The following is a 14,017-nucleotide window of genomic DNA, read 5'->3' on the forward strand; positions in this document are numbered from 1 at the left end:
GGCCGTCGCGTGCTGCGGCGGCCCGGCAACGAAGTGGAGGCGAAGTTGGCTGCGGTTCTGCGTTTCGACAATATCGGCAAGGTCTTCCCCGGCGTGCGGGCACTCGACGGCATCTCGTTCGACGTGCACGGCGGGCAGGTCCATGGCCTCATGGGCGAGAACGGCGCGGGCAAGTCCACGCTGCTGAAGATTCTCGGCGGCGAATACCAGCCCGATTCGGGCAGCGTGCTGGTGGACGGCCAGCCGGTACGCTTCGCGAGCGCGGCGGCCTCGATCGGCGCCGGCATCGCGGTGATCCACCAGGAGCTGCAATACGTGCCCGACCTGACGGTGGCCGAGAACCTGCTGCTCGGGCGCCTGCCGAACGCGCTCGGCTGGGTGCGCAAGGGCGATGCGCGCCGCCACGTGCGTGAGCGCCTGCAGGCGATGGGCGTCGATCTCGATCCGCAGGCCAAGCTGCGCAAGCTGTCGATCGCGCAGCGCCAGATGGTCGAGATCTGCAAGGCGCTGATGCGCAACGCGCGCGTGATCGCGCTCGACGAGCCGACCAGCTCGCTCTCGCACCGCGAGACCGAGGTGCTGTTCAAGCTGGTCGAGGACCTGCGCGCCGAGGGCCGCGCGCTGATCTACATCTCGCACCGCATGGACGAGATCTACCGGCTCTGCGACGCCTGCACGATCTTCCGCGACGGCCGCCGCATCGCCTCGCACGCCGTGCTGGCCGAGGTGCCGCGCGAGCAGCTGGTGAGCCAGATGGTCGGCCGCGAGATCAACGACATCTATCACTACCGGCCGCGGCCGCTCGGCCAGACGCGGCTCGAGGTCAAGGCGCTGGCCGGCGACGCGCTCAAGGCGCCGGCCGACTTCTCGGTGCGCGCGGGCGAGATCGTCGGTTTCTTCGGCCTGGTCGGCGCGGGGCGCAGCGAGCTGATGCGCGTGATCTACGGCGCCGATCGCAAGCGCGGCGGCGCGCTGGTGCTCGACGGCAAGCCGATCGAGATCCGCCGCACCGGCGACGCGATCCGCCACGGCATCGTGCTGTGTCCGGAGGATCGCAAGGAGGAGGGCATCGTCGCGATGGCGACGGTCGCCGAGAACATCAATATCAGCTGCCGCCGCCATTCGTTGCGCGCCGGCATGTTCCTGAACGGACGCAAGGAAGCCGAGACGGCCGAGCGCTTCATCAAGCTGCTCAAGATCAAGACGCCGAGCCGCCGGCAGAAGATCCGCTTCCTGTCGGGCGGCAACCAGCAGAAGGCGATCCTGTCGCGCTGGCTGGCCGAGCCCGACCTGAAGGTGGTGATCCTCGACGAGCCGACGCGCGGCATCGACGTGGGCGCCAAGAACGAGATCTACCAGGTGATCTACGAGCTGGCCGAGCGCGGCTGCGCGATCGTGATGGTGTCCTCGGAGCTGCCCGAGGTGCTCGGCGTGTCCGATCGCATCGTGGTGATGCGCGAGGGCAGGATCGCGGGCGAGGTCACGCGCGAGGGGGCGAACGAACAGGTGGTGCTGAATCTGGCGCTGCCGCAGGGGCCGGCCGAGCAGGCCGCTTGAAGCGGCGCGCTCACGGACGAAACGAGTTAGGGAGACGGCGCGGCGATTCCGCGCCCATGCAGGGAGCGACACGATGCAAGCCAGGGAAAATCTCACGCAGGCAGCCGCCAAGACCGCGGCCGAGGCCTTGATTCCGCAGAAGAACGACAAGCAGAAGTGGTGGCAGCAGGTCACCGACTACAGCCTGATCGTGATCTTCGCGGTGATGTTCGTCACCATGTCCGTGACGGTCGATCATTTCTTCTCGATCGACAACATGCTGGGTCTCGCGCTGTCGATCTCGCAGATCGGCATGGTGGCCTGCACCATGATGTTCTGTCTCGCCTCGCGCGACTTCGATCTCTCGATCGGCTCGACGGTGGCCTTCTCGGGCGTGCTCTGCGCGATGGTGCTCAACGCCACCGACAACACCTTCATCGCCATCGTCGCGGCGATCGCCGCCGGTGCCGCGATCGGCTTCGTGAACGGCGCCGTGATCGCCTACCTGCGCATCAACGCGCTGATCACCACCCTGGCCACCATGGAGATCGTGCGCGGCCTGGGCTTCATCGTCTCGCACGGGCAGGCGGTGGGCGTGTCCTCGGATACCTTCATCGCGCTGGGGGGCCTGAGCCTGTTCGGCGTGTCGCTGCCGATCTGGGTCACCCTGCTGTGCTTCATCGTGTTCGGCGTGATGCTCAACCAGACCGTCTACGGCCGCAACACGCTGGCCATCGGCGGCAACCCGGAAGCCTCGCGGCTGGCCGGCATCAACGTCGAGCGCACGCGCGTGTGGATCTTCCTGGTGCAGGGCGCGGTCACCGCACTGGCCGGCGTGATCCTCGCCTCGCGCATCACCTCGGGCCAGCCGAACGCGGCCGAGGGCTTCGAGCTGAACGTGATCTCGGCCTGCGTGCTGGGCGGCGTGTCCCTGCTCGGCGGGCGCGCCACCATCTCGGGCGTGGTGATCGGCGTGCTGATCATGGGCACGGTCGAGAACGTCATGAACCTGCTCAACATCGACGCGTTCTACCAGTACCTGGTGCGCGGCGCGATCCTGCTGGCGGCGGTGCTGCTCGACCAGTTGAAGAACCGCGGTTCGCGCGACTGACGCGGCGGAGGACAGGCAGATGAATCAAGCGATCACGGCCGATGCCGCGCAGGGCGCGCGCTACCCGAGCCTGACCGACCGCGCGGTGCTGATCACGGGCGGCGCCACCGGCATCGGCGCGGCTTTCGTCGAGCACTTCGCCGCGCAGGGCGCGCGGGTGGGTTTCCTCGACCTCGACGCCGAGGCCGGCGCGGCACTGGCCGAGCGCCTCACGGAGTCGCGCCACGCGCCGGTGTTCGTGGCGGCCGACATCACCGATATCGACGCGTTGCGGCGCGCGATCGTCGAGCTGCGCGCGCGCACCGGCCCGATCGCGGTGCTGCTCAACAACGCGGCCAACGACAAGCGCCACAGCATCGAGGAAGTCACCCCCGAGTCGTTCGACGCGGCGATCGCGGTCAACCTGCGGCACCAGTTCTTCGCCGCGCAGGCCGTGATCGAGGACATGAAGTCGCTCGGCGGCGGCTCGATCATCAATCTCGGCTCGATCAGCTGGATGCTCAAGAACGGCGGTTATCCCGTCTACGCCACCTCGAAGGCCGCGATCCAGGGGCTCACGCGCACCCTGGCGCGCGACCTCGGCCCATTCGGGATCCGCGTCAACGCGCTGGTGCCGGGCTGGGTGATGACCGACAAGCAGCGCCGGCTGTGGCTCGACGATGCGGGCCGCGCGGCGATCAAGGCCGGGCAGTGCATCGATGCCGAGCTGCTGCCCGACGACTTGGCGCGCACGGCGCTGTTTCTCGCCGCCGACGACAGTCGTATGATGACGGCCCAGGACGTCGTCGTCGACGGCGGCTGGGCCTGATCCGGCACCCGCATTGCCGCGCGCGACGCGCACAGGAGCAACGACCATGACGAGCTCGACACTGGGCAGTTCTTCCTCGCCGGCCGCCGCGCGCACGCGGCGCGCGCGCCTGGCGGCCGCCGCGCAGCCGGTCAGCCCCGGCCCGCAGACCGCGAGCATCGCGCAAGGCGTGCTGGCGGCGGCTGACGCGGCCGTCACGCTGGCCAGCCCGGAATTGCGGCTCGACGTGGTGCCGCATCTGGGCGGCGGCGTCGCGCGCTTCGACTGGCGCGGCGACGGCGCCACCACGCCGATCTTCCGCGGCTGCGAGCACGTCGAGGCGGGCACCGACCCGAACGCGCTCGGCTGCTACCCGCTGCTGCCTTATTCGAACCGGATCGGCGCGGGCGCCTTCGATTGCGAGGGGCGCCGCGTGGAGGTGCCGCGCAACCGCAGCGGCGAGCCGCTGCCGATCCATGGCGACGGCTGGCTCGCGCGCTGGCAGATCGACGATCTCTCGGCCACCGAGCTGCAACTGTCGCTGGACCGCCGCCAGGGCAGCCCCTATGCCTATCGCGCCACCCAGTCCTACGCGCTGGACGGCGCCAGCCTGACGATCGCGCTGGCGATCGAGAACTGCGGGCCCGAACGGCTGCCGTTCGGGCTCGGCGTGCATCCCTTCATCGTGCGCGACGAGCGCACCGAGCTGGCGGCGGCCGCCAACGGGCTGTGGCTGTCCGGCCCCGACTGGCTGCCGCGCCGCCATGTGAACGTGCCGCCTGCCTGGCAGTTCGGCATCGCCTATCCGCTGCCCTCGACCCTGGTCAACCATGCCTTCACGGGCTGGGGCGGGCGCGCCACGGTGGCCTGGCCCACGCGCGGCCTGAGCATGGCGATCGAGTCGGATGCCGACTGCTACGTGCTCTACACGCCGCCGGGCGAGCGCTTCTTCTGCTTCGAGCCGGTCGATCACCCGATCAACGCGGTGAACCTGCCGGGCGGCGCCGACGCGCACGGCATGACCCTGCTCGGGCCCGGCGAGCGCCTGACGCGGCGCTTCCGCTTCACGGTGGAGCGCGCCGATCCGCGCGCGGGCGCGCCCAAGGCGGCGGAACAGGGCGCCGAAAAAACGGCTGGAAAAGCGGCCGAAACGCGCTGAAACGGCGGCACGCGCCAGAGGCAAGCGGGCGCTGCGGGTAAAATACGCGCCATTCCTCAAACGACCCGCCGCGAAACATGTCCGCTCCGCTGACCTTCATCGATACGCTGCGCGCCGCCTGGCAGCGCACGAATTCCCTGCTCTGCGTCGGTCTCGATCCCGAACCGACGCGCTTTCCCGCCCAGTTCGCGAACCGCCCCGAGGCGATCTTCGATTTCTGCCGCGAGATCGTCGACGCGACCGCGCCCTACGCGAGCGCCTTCAAGCCGCAGATCGCCTACTTCGCCGCGCATCGCGCCGAGGACCAGCTCGAGCGGCTGATCGCCCACATCCACCTGCAGCACCCGGGCCTGCCCGTGATCCTCGACGCCAAGCGCGGCGACATCGGCAGCACCGCCGAGCAATACGCGCGCGAGGCCTTCGAGCGCTACCGGGCCGATGCCGTGACGGTCAATCCTTACATGGGCTACGACTCGATCGAGCCCTACCTGGCCTACGAGGACAAGGGCGTGGTGGTGCTGTGCCGGACCTCGAACCCGGGCGGCTCGGACCTGCAGTTCCTCGAGACCGGCGGCCGCCCGCTCTACCAGGTGGTGGCCGAGCTGGCCGCCACGCGCTGGAATGCGAAGACCGGCCAGCTCTCGCTGGTGGTCGGCGCGACCTTCCCGAAGGAGATCGAGATCGTGCGCGGCATCGTCGGCGAGATGCCGCTTCTGATTCCCGGCATCGGCGCGCAGGGCGGCGACGTGCAGGCGACGGTGGCCGCCGGCCGCACGGCCGACGGCGGCGGCATGATGATCAACTCCTCGCGCGCGATCCTCTACGCGAGCAAGGACGAGGACTTCGCCGAGGCCGCCGCGCGCGTCGCGCAGACCACGCGCGACACCATCAACGCGCATCGTTGAGCGATGCGCCGGCCGGTAGACGCGCCGGCCACGCAGACAGCAAAAAGCGCCCCACGGGGCGCTTTTTTCATGGGTTCGACCAGGCAGCGAAGCGGCTTCAACGCTCGCGCTCGTCGAGCAGCTTGAGCAGGCCGCGCAGCGCGTGGGTGGCGGCCTGCACGCGGATCTGTTCGCGATCGCCGCGGAACACCAGGGTCTCGACCTCGGTATGCAGGCGGTTGCTCCAGCCGAACGAGACGGTGCCGACCGGCTTGAGCTCCGAGCCGCCGCCCGGCCCGGCGATGCCGGTCACCGACAGCGCGACCTGGGCGCGGCTGTTGCGCAGCGCGCCTTCGGCCATCGCGCGCGCGACCGGCTCGCTGACCGCGCCGTGCCGCTCGATCAGCTCGGGCGGCACGCCGATCATCTCGCTCTTGGCCTGGTTCGAGTAGGTCACGAAGCCGCGCTCGAACCAGCCGCTGCTGCCGGAGATGTCGGTGATCGCGGTCGCGATCATGCCGCCGGTGCAGGACTCGGCGGTGGCGAGCATCAGGTGTTCGTCGCGCAGCTTGTTGCCGGCGCGGATCGCGAGCTGGTGGACGACGGAATCGGTCGGCATGCGTAGTGGTATCCGGGAAAATCAGCCAGGGGTGGAAAACACCGCGTGCCAGGTCGCGATCGCGAGCAGGGTGAGGAACGCGGCGACCAGGTCGTCGATCATGATGCCAAAGCCAGCTTTCAAACGGTGATCGAAGCGGTGATCGAAGCGGCGGTCAAAGCGACGCATCGGCGGCGGCCTGAGCCGCAGCACCAGGCGCAGCAGCACGAAGGCGGCCAGTTGCTGGCCGAAGCTGGCCGGCGTGACCAGCAGCATCACGATCCAGGTGGCGAGGATCTGGTCCCAGACGATCGCGCGCGGCCGCCCGCCGCCGAGCGCGCGGGCCGTGTAGTGCGTGGCGACCAGGCCGAGCGCGAAGCCGGCGGCGATCAGCACGAGCCAGCGGGCCGGGCTCAGGTGCGGCGCCAGCGCGACGAAGCTGAGCCAGCCGAACAACGAACCGACCAGGCCGGGCGCGAAAGGCGCGAGGCCGGTGCCGAAACCTAGCGAGACCAGGTGCAGCGGATGCGAGCGCATGAAGGGCGCGCTGGCGCGGCGCGGCGCCGGCCGCGCGTCGTCGTGGATTTCGCGAATCTCGTGGATGTCGTGGACGTCCCGCACCTCGTGGATCTCGTGCAGGGTGGGGCCATCGTCGAGGTCTGGAGCGCGATCCGACCGGCGGGCGCGATCGCGAGTCTCGCGCGAATCCGGCGCCCTGCTCGATGCATCGGCCCCGAGCCCGGGCGGCGGCTCGGATGCGGCGGGGATCAGCGGCAGGGCGGCGGGGCGGCCGTCGTCCCCGGCCGGCGGCACCGGCCGCGCGTGAGGGTCATTGCTCGTCATGGAAGTGGTCGAAGCCATGCAGGGTCAGCGACAGCGGCGCGCCCTGGCCGTCGCGCCAGTGGACCCCGGGCGCCTCGCCCGTGGCCAGCGCGCGGATCGTGCCGATCCGCGTGACCGGCACGCCGGCCGTCTCGGCAGCGGCCAGCACGGCCGAGTACGCCCCGGCCGGCGCGGTGAAGCAGAGTTCGTAGTCGTCGCCGCCGGCCAGCGTGCAGGTGCGCTGCAACTCGGGCGCGAGCGTGGCCAGTGCCGCCGAGCGCGGGACCGCGTCGACGTCGATCTCGGCCGCCACCCGCGAACGCTCGAGGATGTGGCGCAGGTCGCCGGCCAGCCCGTCGGAGAGGTCCAGCGCGGCATGCGCCACGCCGGCCAGCGCCAGGCCGAGCGCGACGCGCGGCTCGGGCCATTCGAGTGCGCGGCGAAATGCCGCAGCCTCGGCCTCGCCGGCCGTCCATTCGCCGCGCGCCACGCCCAGCCCGGCGCGCGCGTCGCCTAGCGTGCCCGAAACCCAGACCTCGTCTCCCGCGCGCGCCGCGTCGCGGCGCAGCGCGCGATCGGGGCCGACGTCGCCGAACACGGTCACGCAGAGATTGAGCGGCCCGCTGGTGGTATCGCCGCCGACCAGCTCGCAGCCATGGCGATCGGCGATCGTAAACAAACCGTCGGCGAACGCGTCGAGCCAGTCGGCATCGGCGCGCGGCAGCGCGAAGGCGAGCGTGAAGGCGCGCGGCTGGGCGCCCATCGCGGCGAGGTCCGAGAGATTGACGGCCAGCGTCTTGTGGCCGAGCGCGCGCGGCGGCACCTCGGGGAAGAAATGGCGGCCTTCCACCAGCATGTCCGTCGAAATCGCCAGCATCGTGCCGGCCTTGGGCGCCAGCAGGGCGCAATCGTCGCCGATGCCGAGTACGGCGCGCGCGCCGGAGCGCTGCGCGCGGCGCGCGAAATAGCGGTCGATCAGGGAGAATTCGGACAACGGGGAGGCGGCCACGGCGAACGGTTCCGGCGAGCAGATGGAGGGCGGATATTGTAAGGCGGCGGCTCGGCCTTACGCGCATTCCGGCTGCGGCAGTTGTCACCGGAATCGAAAAATCCGGCGGGGGATTGGCGCTACAATGTGGGCCGAACAGGTATTCTAATCCCGCCTCTCTCGACTCATGTCCACCAAGTCCTCCCCCAAAGCCGACCTGCGCGCCGCCGCCCTCGATTACCACGAATTCCCGACGCCGGGCAAAATCGCCGTCCAGCCAACCAAGCAGATGATCAACCAGCGCGATTTGGCGCTGGCCTATTCGCCGGGCGTGGCCTTCGCCTGCGAGGAGATCGTCGAGAACCCGCTGAACGCTGCGCGCTTCACCTCGCGCAGCAACCTGGTGGGCGTGGTCACCAACGGCACCGCCGTGCTCGGCCTGGGCAACATCGGCCCGCTCGCCTCGAAGCCGGTGATGGAAGGCAAGGCCGCGCTGTTCAAGAAGTTCGCCGGCATCGACGTGTTCGACATCGAGCTGAACGAATCCGACCCGCACAAGCTGGTCGACGTGATCGCCGCGCTGGAGCCGACCTTCGGCGGCATCAACCTCGAGGACATCAAGGCGCCGGACTGCTTCATCGTCGAGCGCGAGTGCCGCAAGCGCATGAAGATCCCGGTGTTCCACGACGACCAGCACGGCACCGCGATCGTGGTGGCGGCGGCCGTCACCAACGGCCTGAAGGTGGTCGGCAAGGACATCAAGCAGGTCAAGCTGGTCGCCTCGGGCGCCGGCGCGGCCGCGCTGGCCTGCCTGGACCTGCTGGTCGACATCGGCCTGCCGCTCGAGAACATCTACGTGACCGATCTGGCGGGCGTGGTCTACAAGGGCCGCGCCGAGCTGATGGACCCGGACAAGGAGCGTTTCGCGCGCGAGACCGAGGCGCGCACGCTGGCCGAGGTGATCGACGGCGCGGATATCTTCCTGGGCCTGTCGGCCGCCGGCGTGCTCAAGCAGGAGATGGTCAAGGGCATGGCCGAGCGCCCGCTGATCCTCGCGCTGGCCAACCCGACGCCGGAAATCCTGCCCGAGGTGGCCCATGAAGTGCGCCCGGACGCGATCCTCGCGACGGGCCGCACCGACTACCCGAACCAGGTCAACAACGTCCTCTGCTTCCCGTTCATCTTCCGCGGCGCGCTGGATGTCGGCGCGACCACCATCACGCGCGAGATGGAAATCGCCGCCGTGAACGCGATCGCCGAACTGGCCCAGCAGGAGCAGAGCGATATCGTGGCGACCGCCTACGGCATCGAGGACATCTCCTTCGGCCCCGAATACCTGATCCCGAAGCCCTTCGACCCGCGCCTGATCGTCAAGATCGCGCCGGCGGTGGCCAAGGCGGCGATGGAAGGCGGCGTGGCCACGCGCCCGATCGAGGACATGGACGCCTACGTCCAGCATCTGCAGCAGTTCGTCTACCACAGCGGCAACACCATGAAGCCGGTGTTCCAGGTGGCGCGCAGCGCCCCGGCCGAGAAGAAGCGCGTGGTGTTCGCCGAGGGCGAGGAGGAGCGCGTGCTGCGCGCGGTGCAGATCCTGATCGACGAGAACGTCGCCAAGCCGATCCTGATCGGCCGCCCGAACGTGATCGAGAACCGCATCAAGCGCTTCGGCCTGCGCATCACGCCGGGCGTCGACTTCACCATCGTCAACACCGAGCACGACGAGCGCTACCGCGATTTCTGGCAGACCTACTACCAGTTGATGGCGCGCAAGGGCATGGGCCAGCAGCTCGCCAAGCTGGAGATGCGCCGCCGCACCACCCTGATCGGCGCGATGCTGGTCAAGAAGGGCGAGGCCGACGGCATGATCTGCGGCACCATCAGCACCACGCATCGCCACCTGCACTTCGTCGACCAGGTGATCGGCAAGCGCGAGGGCTGCAGCGTCTACGCCGCGATGAACGGGCTGGTCCTGCCGGGTCGCCAGATCTTCATCGTCGACACGCACGTCAACGTCGATCCGACCCCGGAGCAACTGGCCGAGATCACCATGATGGCGGCCGAGGAAGTGCGCCGCTTCGGCATCGAGCCGAAGGTCGCGCTGCTCTCGCACTCGAACTTCGGCACCAGCAACGCGCCGACCGCGGCGAAGATGCGCGAGACGCTGGCGATCCTGAGGGAACTCGCGCCGGGCCTGGAAGTGGACGGCGAAATGCACGGCGACGTGGCGCTCGACCCGGTGCTGCGCAAGGAAATCCTGCCGGATTCGACGCTCGAGGGCGAGGCGAACCTGCTGGTGCTGCCGAACATCGACGCGGCCAATATCGCCTACAACCTGCTGAAGACGGCAGCCGGCAACAACATCGCGATCGGGCCGATCCTGCTCGGCGCGGCGCAGCCGGTGCATGTGCTGACCGAATCGGCGACGGTGCGCCGGATCGTCAACATGGCGGCCCTGCTGGTGGCCGACGTCAACGCGACGCGCTGAGCGTACGAGGCAGGCGGCGCCCGCGTCGCGGCCTCATGATCAAAGACGCCCGGGCCTGGCCCGGGCGTTTTTCATGGTATCGGCCTTGTTCTCCCGCCTAGGCGACGGCTTCTGTATTCAATTGCCACAGGAAAAGCGGCGTGCCTCGTTGCGAGGCACGCCGTCGGGCATGGCCAGGGACCGTCCCAAGGTCAAACGACAACATCGCCGGGCCGCCGGCAACCGACGAGGAGGCAAGAACTCGTCAGTCGATGTTGCCGAGGCGCAGTTTATCCTGGTCGAGATAAAAAATTCTTGATGAAGCGAGGAAAATGCGCTAAATGTGTCAAATAGCCGCAAATGGCGCTTTCAATTCCCGGACGAACATTGATTCTGCTCGTCATTAGCGCTACGCTTACGCCTTTCCTGGTCGTCAACTTGTTGATTTAACAGCGGGAACCCCGGTTCATGACACGCAAGTGGCTCCGCAACGGCGCGCTCGCGTCCGTCTTCGCGCTCATCGCACTGGGTAGCGCCGGCTTGCCGGCGGGCGGTCCGGTTTCTTCCGCCTACGCACGGGAAATCGCGCCCACGGGCGCGGCGGTCGGTACGATTGCGACCTCCGCGCTGCCGCGCGAAGCCGTGACGACGCTCGGGCTGATTGCTTCAGGTGGCCCTTATCCGTATTCGAAAGACGGCGTCGTGTTCGGCAACTTCGAGCGCATCCTGCCGAAGATGCGGCGCGGCTATTACCATGAGTACACGGTGCCGACGCCCCGCGCGCGCAATCGCGGCGCGAAACGGATCGTCTGCGGCGGGCCGCTGCGCCGGATCGACAACTGTTACTACTCCGACGACCACTACGCCAGTTTTAAACGTATTGTTGAATGATTTCGGGATGATCGGCATGAGCGACACCACCTACGCGCACGATACGTCGGCTGCGGCGGACCTGTTCGCAGCCGGCGACGGCAACCTGTTCCAACGTGTGATGCAGCTGCGCGCGGTCGCCCAGGGCGATACCGCGCCGGAGGCGGCACCCTTGCGGCCGGACTGCCCGGAGCTTTCATCAACCGAGGAGCCTATGAGTCTTTTCGCGACCGTGCGACCCAATCTCGTGCAGTCGATCCGCGCCTTCCGCGTGCAGGATCTCGCGGACGAGGCCGCCCGGCTGGGCCAGCATTTCCTGTTCGCCTATTGCGGCACCGCGCAGTCGAAGCAGGAAGTGCTGGAAACGATCGCGACCTCGTTCCTGTTCCCCAAGCATTTCGGCAAGAACTACGACGCGCTGTACGACAGCCTGACCGACCTGGTCCACAAGGCCGGCGAGCAGCCGGGCTTCGTGATCGTGCTGGAGGCGCTGCCGATCGCGCAGAAGTTCGACAAGGAGGGCCGCGAGACCCTGCTCGACGTGTTCCGCGAGGCCGCCGAGTTCTGGGCGGAGCGCAAGATCGCGTTTCGCGTGTTCTACTCGTTCGCCTGAGCGGGCGAATCGAGTTTCGCCGGACGCGACGGCCGGGACCGAGGTTCCGGGGTCGCCCAGCCAGTGGTGAAAAAGCCCGCCGAGCGCGGGCTTTTTTGCATCCGCCGATGGCCTCGGGCATGCTCGGGCGGGTTGCCATCTCCTTTTCCTGCTTTTGCCCGGTTCCAGGGCCATCATTCCATGATTCCCATGCAGATCCCGCGCATCCTGTCCCGCGTCGTGCTGGCCTTGACCGGCGCGATGCTGATCGCGGCCGTGCCCGCTCGCGCCGCGCTCTTGTCGCCGAGCCAGACCACCGAATTGCTGCTGGCGCTGTTCGTCAACGGAGATTTGGCGCGCGGCCAGCAGTACAACGACACGATGCGCGGCATCGAGGGCGGCCGTGATGCGATCGATCTCCAGGCCTATGCGCAGGCGCGGGCGGAAAACCCGCGCCATCTGGCGGAGCGGCTCACCGAATCGATGCCGCCGGCGCAGCGCGAGGCCTTGAGCGAACCCTTGCGCGCGATGTTCGCGGCGGTGGCGGACGCGATCGCGCGTTCGCGCTGCCGCGTCACCGGCGAGACGCGTGAGGCCGATTCGGGCGGCGACGGGCCGTCGAGCGCCCAGGTCGCCTATGTCTGCGAGGTAGCGAACCTCGCGCCGGTGATGGAGCGTCTGCGGGTGGTGATGCCGCGCCAGGTCGTCAGGTCGGAGCAGGCCGCCGTCGAGGCTCGCGCGGCAATGGCCACCAAGCTGGCCGGGATGATCCCCGCCGCGCCGATCGAGCTACCGGTCAGCGGCACGCTCCAACTGAGCGGCAGTGACCTGGAAGGTTGGCGCGCGACGGATCCCGGCACGCTGCTCGAGACGGTATCGAAGCCGATCCTCGAGACACTGGGCATGCCGACGCAGATGCGCGGAGATTGAGCGGATTTGGCGGCAGTTCGGCGCGCAAGCCGCGACAAGCCCGTTGGCCGGGCAGCCTTGAGTTCCTGCTCGCCGCCTACCAGCCTCCCCAGCGCGCGGCCAGCGCCGCCAGCATCGCCATTCCGGCCGTTTCGGTGCGCAGCACGCGCGCGCCCAGCACGATCGCCCGGAAGCCGCATTCGCGCGCGGCATCTTCCTCGGCCGGCGACAAGCCGCCTTCAGGGCCGATCAGCAGGCGGATCTCGCCGGTTGGCGCTTGCTCCGGCAACTCGGCGAAGGCGATGCTCGCTCGCGGCGACAACATCAACCGCACTTCATCCTCGACCGGAGACGGCAGCGCCGCCAGCCAGGCGGCGTAGTCGGACACGGCAGCCACCGCCGGCACGCGATTGCGCCCGCATTGCTCGCAGGCGGCGCGCACCACGCCCTGCCAGTGCGCCACGCGCTTGTCGGCGCGTTCGCCGGACAGTCTCACCACGCCGCGCGAGGTCGATAGCGGCGCCACGCCGGCCACGCCCAGCTCGACCGCCTTCTCGATCAGCCAGTCCATCTTGTCGCCGCCGGCGATGCCCTGCGCGAGCGTGATCCGGTAGGGCGTCTCCAGCTCGCGCGCCTCGAAGGCCAGCGTGCGGGCCACAGCCGTGCGCTTGCCGATCTCGACCAGCTCGGCGCGATACTGGCCGCCGCTGCCGTCGAACAGCGTCAGCGCATCGCCGGGCTCCAGACGCAGCACCTGGACATGGCGCGCGACCTCGGCGGGCAGCACGATGCTGGCCTGATCGGCCAGCGGGACATCGACGAAAAATCGCGGAACCGCGGAAGTGCTGCTGCCGTTCATGCCTCGATGCGCCTCGCCAATGCCCAGCGGTAGCCGTCCAGGTCCTCGACCTGGGCGAAGCGGTCGCCCCAGAACTGGTCGCAGGGCGAGGTCAGAGACTTGCCGCCGGCCGCGAGCGCGCGCTGGTGCGCGGCATCGACGTCGTCGACATACAGGTAGAAGGATTGCGGCGCCATGCTGTCGGCGCTGCGCGGCGTGCGCGCGGTCGAGCCGAACGCGCCCTCGGGCGCGAACATCAGGATCAGCTGGCCGTGGTAGCTCATCTCGACGTGCATGATCGCGCCGTCTTCGTCGATCAATTCACGCGTTTCGAACCCGAATGCGTCGCCATAGAAGCGGATCGACGCCTGGGCGTTGCGAACGGCCAGATAGGGCGTCAACCAGGGCACGTTGGCCGGACGTGGGTCGGTCATCGGACAGTCTCCTGCGGGATGG

The 14,017-nt window shown here is 68.9% G+C and carries 14 protein-coding genes; 9 read left to right on the forward strand and 5 right to left on the reverse strand.

Going from position 1 to position 14,017, the window contains the following annotated elements:
• Nucleotides 1–45: 45 nt before the first annotated feature.
• The 5 genes from araG to pyrF all read left to right on the forward strand — a co-directional run bounded on the left by araG (nucleotide 46) and on the right by pyrF (nucleotide 5,498).
• The gene (gene araG / locus BM43_RS26445; RefSeq protein ID WP_025096813.1) at nucleotides 46–1,557 is read left to right on the forward strand and encodes an L-arabinose ABC transporter ATP-binding protein AraG; all 1,512 of its coding nucleotides are present in this window, start codon (nucleotides 46–48) and stop codon (nucleotides 1,555–1,557) included.
• 73 nt (nucleotides 1,558–1,630) lie between these two features.
• Nucleotides 1,631–2,647, forward strand: coding sequence for an L-arabinose ABC transporter permease AraH (gene araH, locus BM43_RS26450; RefSeq protein WP_025096812.1), 1,017 nt, complete (start codon nucleotides 1,631–1,633; stop codon nucleotides 2,645–2,647).
• Between the two features lie 19 nt (nucleotides 2,648–2,666).
• Nucleotides 2,667–3,455, forward strand: a complete 789-nt coding sequence (locus BM43_RS26455) for an SDR family NAD(P)-dependent oxidoreductase (protein WP_036048303.1) — start codon at nucleotides 2,667–2,669, stop codon at nucleotides 3,453–3,455.
• 46 nt (nucleotides 3,456–3,501) lie between these two features.
• Complete coding sequence (locus BM43_RS26460; RefSeq protein ID WP_036048301.1) at nucleotides 3,502–4,593, forward strand: aldose 1-epimerase; 1,092 nt, start codon at nucleotides 3,502–3,504, stop codon at nucleotides 4,591–4,593.
• A gap of 77 nt (nucleotides 4,594–4,670) precedes the next feature.
• Complete coding sequence (pyrF, locus tag BM43_RS26465; protein WP_036048299.1) at nucleotides 4,671–5,498, forward strand: orotidine-5'-phosphate decarboxylase; 828 nt, start codon at nucleotides 4,671–4,673, stop codon at nucleotides 5,496–5,498.
• Nucleotides 5,499–5,595: 97 nt separating this feature from the next.
• On the opposite strand, the gene BM43_RS26470 is transcribed toward pyrF, so the two are convergent.
• From BM43_RS26470 to thiL, 3 genes are all read right to left on the reverse strand, one after another.
• Entirely contained in the window at nucleotides 5,596–6,096 is a 501-nt protein-coding gene (locus tag BM43_RS26470; protein ID WP_013696612.1) for a CinA family protein, read from the reverse strand.
• 21 nt (nucleotides 6,097–6,117) lie between these two features.
• Nucleotides 6,118–6,696 carry a phosphatidylglycerophosphatase A family protein gene (locus BM43_RS26475; RefSeq protein ID WP_042283831.1) on the reverse strand — a complete coding sequence of 193 codons (579 nt, stop codon included), beginning with the start codon at nucleotides 6,694–6,696 and terminating at the stop codon, nucleotides 6,118–6,120.
• 208 nt (nucleotides 6,697–6,904) lie between these two features.
• On the reverse strand, nucleotides 6,905–7,906 hold the full coding sequence (gene thiL, locus BM43_RS26480; RefSeq protein ID WP_036048297.1) for a thiamine-phosphate kinase: 1,002 nt from the start codon (nucleotides 7,904–7,906) through the stop codon (nucleotides 6,905–6,907).
• 166 nt (nucleotides 7,907–8,072) lie between these two features.
• Here thiL and BM43_RS26485 point away from each other — a divergent pair, with 166 nt between their 5' ends.
• The 4 genes from BM43_RS26485 (at nucleotide 8,073) to BM43_RS26500 (ending at nucleotide 12,744) form a co-directional block, all read left to right on the forward strand.
• Nucleotides 8,073–10,373, forward strand: a complete 2,301-nt coding sequence (locus BM43_RS26485; RefSeq protein ID WP_036048295.1) for an NADP-dependent malic enzyme — start codon at nucleotides 8,073–8,075, stop codon at nucleotides 10,371–10,373.
• Nucleotides 10,374–10,820: 447 nt separating this feature from the next.
• Nucleotides 10,821–11,243, forward strand: coding sequence for a ribonuclease (locus BM43_RS26490; protein ID WP_036038859.1), 423 nt, complete (start codon nucleotides 10,821–10,823; stop codon nucleotides 11,241–11,243).
• A 16-nt stretch (nucleotides 11,244–11,259) separates the two neighbouring features.
• Nucleotides 11,260–11,835 (forward strand): barstar family protein, encoded by a 576-nt coding sequence (locus tag BM43_RS26495; RefSeq protein ID WP_025096804.1) that lies wholly within the window; start codon nucleotides 11,260–11,262, stop codon nucleotides 11,833–11,835.
• Between the two features lie 66 nt (nucleotides 11,836–11,901).
• Complete coding sequence (locus BM43_RS26500; RefSeq protein ID WP_144417697.1) at nucleotides 11,902–12,744, forward strand: hypothetical protein; 843 nt, start codon at nucleotides 11,902–11,904, stop codon at nucleotides 12,742–12,744.
• Between the two features lie 76 nt (nucleotides 12,745–12,820).
• Here the strand turns inward: BM43_RS26500 and BM43_RS26505 are convergent, their stop codons facing one another.
• Together BM43_RS26505 and BM43_RS26510 are read right to left on the reverse strand one after the other, a co-directional pair.
• Nucleotides 12,821–13,582 (reverse strand): 16S rRNA (uracil(1498)-N(3))-methyltransferase, encoded by a 762-nt coding sequence (locus BM43_RS26505; RefSeq protein ID WP_036048291.1) that lies wholly within the window; start codon nucleotides 13,580–13,582, stop codon nucleotides 12,821–12,823.
• The gene (locus tag BM43_RS26510; protein WP_013696620.1) at nucleotides 13,579–13,995 is read right to left on the reverse strand and encodes a VOC family protein; all 417 of its coding nucleotides are present in this window, start codon (nucleotides 13,993–13,995) and stop codon (nucleotides 13,579–13,581) included. The genes BM43_RS26505 and BM43_RS26510 overlap by 4 nt, the downstream gene beginning before the upstream one ends.
• Between the last annotated feature and the right edge of the window lie 22 nt (nucleotides 13,996–14,017).

Source organism: Burkholderia gladioli, from assembly GCF_000959725.1.
Classification (GTDB): Bacteria; Pseudomonadota; Gammaproteobacteria; order Burkholderiales; family Burkholderiaceae; genus Burkholderia; species Burkholderia gladioli.

Excerpts from the sequence above, each read along its gene's own strand:
- araH (WP_025096812.1), top strand. The coding sequence starts at position 1,631 with ATGCAAGCCAGGGAAAATCTCACGCAGGCAGCCGCCAAGACCGCGGCC.
- BM43_RS26455 (WP_036048303.1), top strand. The coding sequence starts at position 2,667 with ATGAATCAAGCGATCACGGCCGATGCCGCGCAGGGCGCGCGCTACCCG.
- BM43_RS26460 (WP_036048301.1), top strand. The coding sequence starts at position 3,502 with ATGACGAGCTCGACACTGGGCAGTTCTTCCTCGCCGGCCGCCGCGCGC.
- pyrF (WP_036048299.1), top strand. The coding sequence starts at position 4,671 with ATGTCCGCTCCGCTGACCTTCATCGATACGCTGCGCGCCGCCTGGCAG.
- BM43_RS26470 (WP_013696612.1), bottom strand. The coding sequence starts at position 6,096 with ATGCCGACCGATTCCGTCGTCCACCAGCTCGCGATCCGCGCCGGCAAC.
- BM43_RS26485 (WP_036048295.1), top strand. The coding sequence starts at position 8,073 with ATGTCCACCAAGTCCTCCCCCAAAGCCGACCTGCGCGCCGCCGCCCTC.
- BM43_RS26490 (WP_036038859.1), top strand. The coding sequence starts at position 10,821 with ATGACACGCAAGTGGCTCCGCAACGGCGCGCTCGCGTCCGTCTTCGCG.
- BM43_RS26495 (WP_025096804.1), top strand. The coding sequence starts at position 11,260 with ATGAGCGACACCACCTACGCGCACGATACGTCGGCTGCGGCGGACCTG.
- BM43_RS26505 (WP_036048291.1), bottom strand. The coding sequence starts at position 13,582 with ATGAACGGCAGCAGCACTTCCGCGGTTCCGCGATTTTTCGTCGATGTC.
- BM43_RS26510 (WP_013696620.1), bottom strand. The coding sequence starts at position 13,995 with ATGACCGACCCACGTCCGGCCAACGTGCCCTGGTTGACGCCCTATCTG.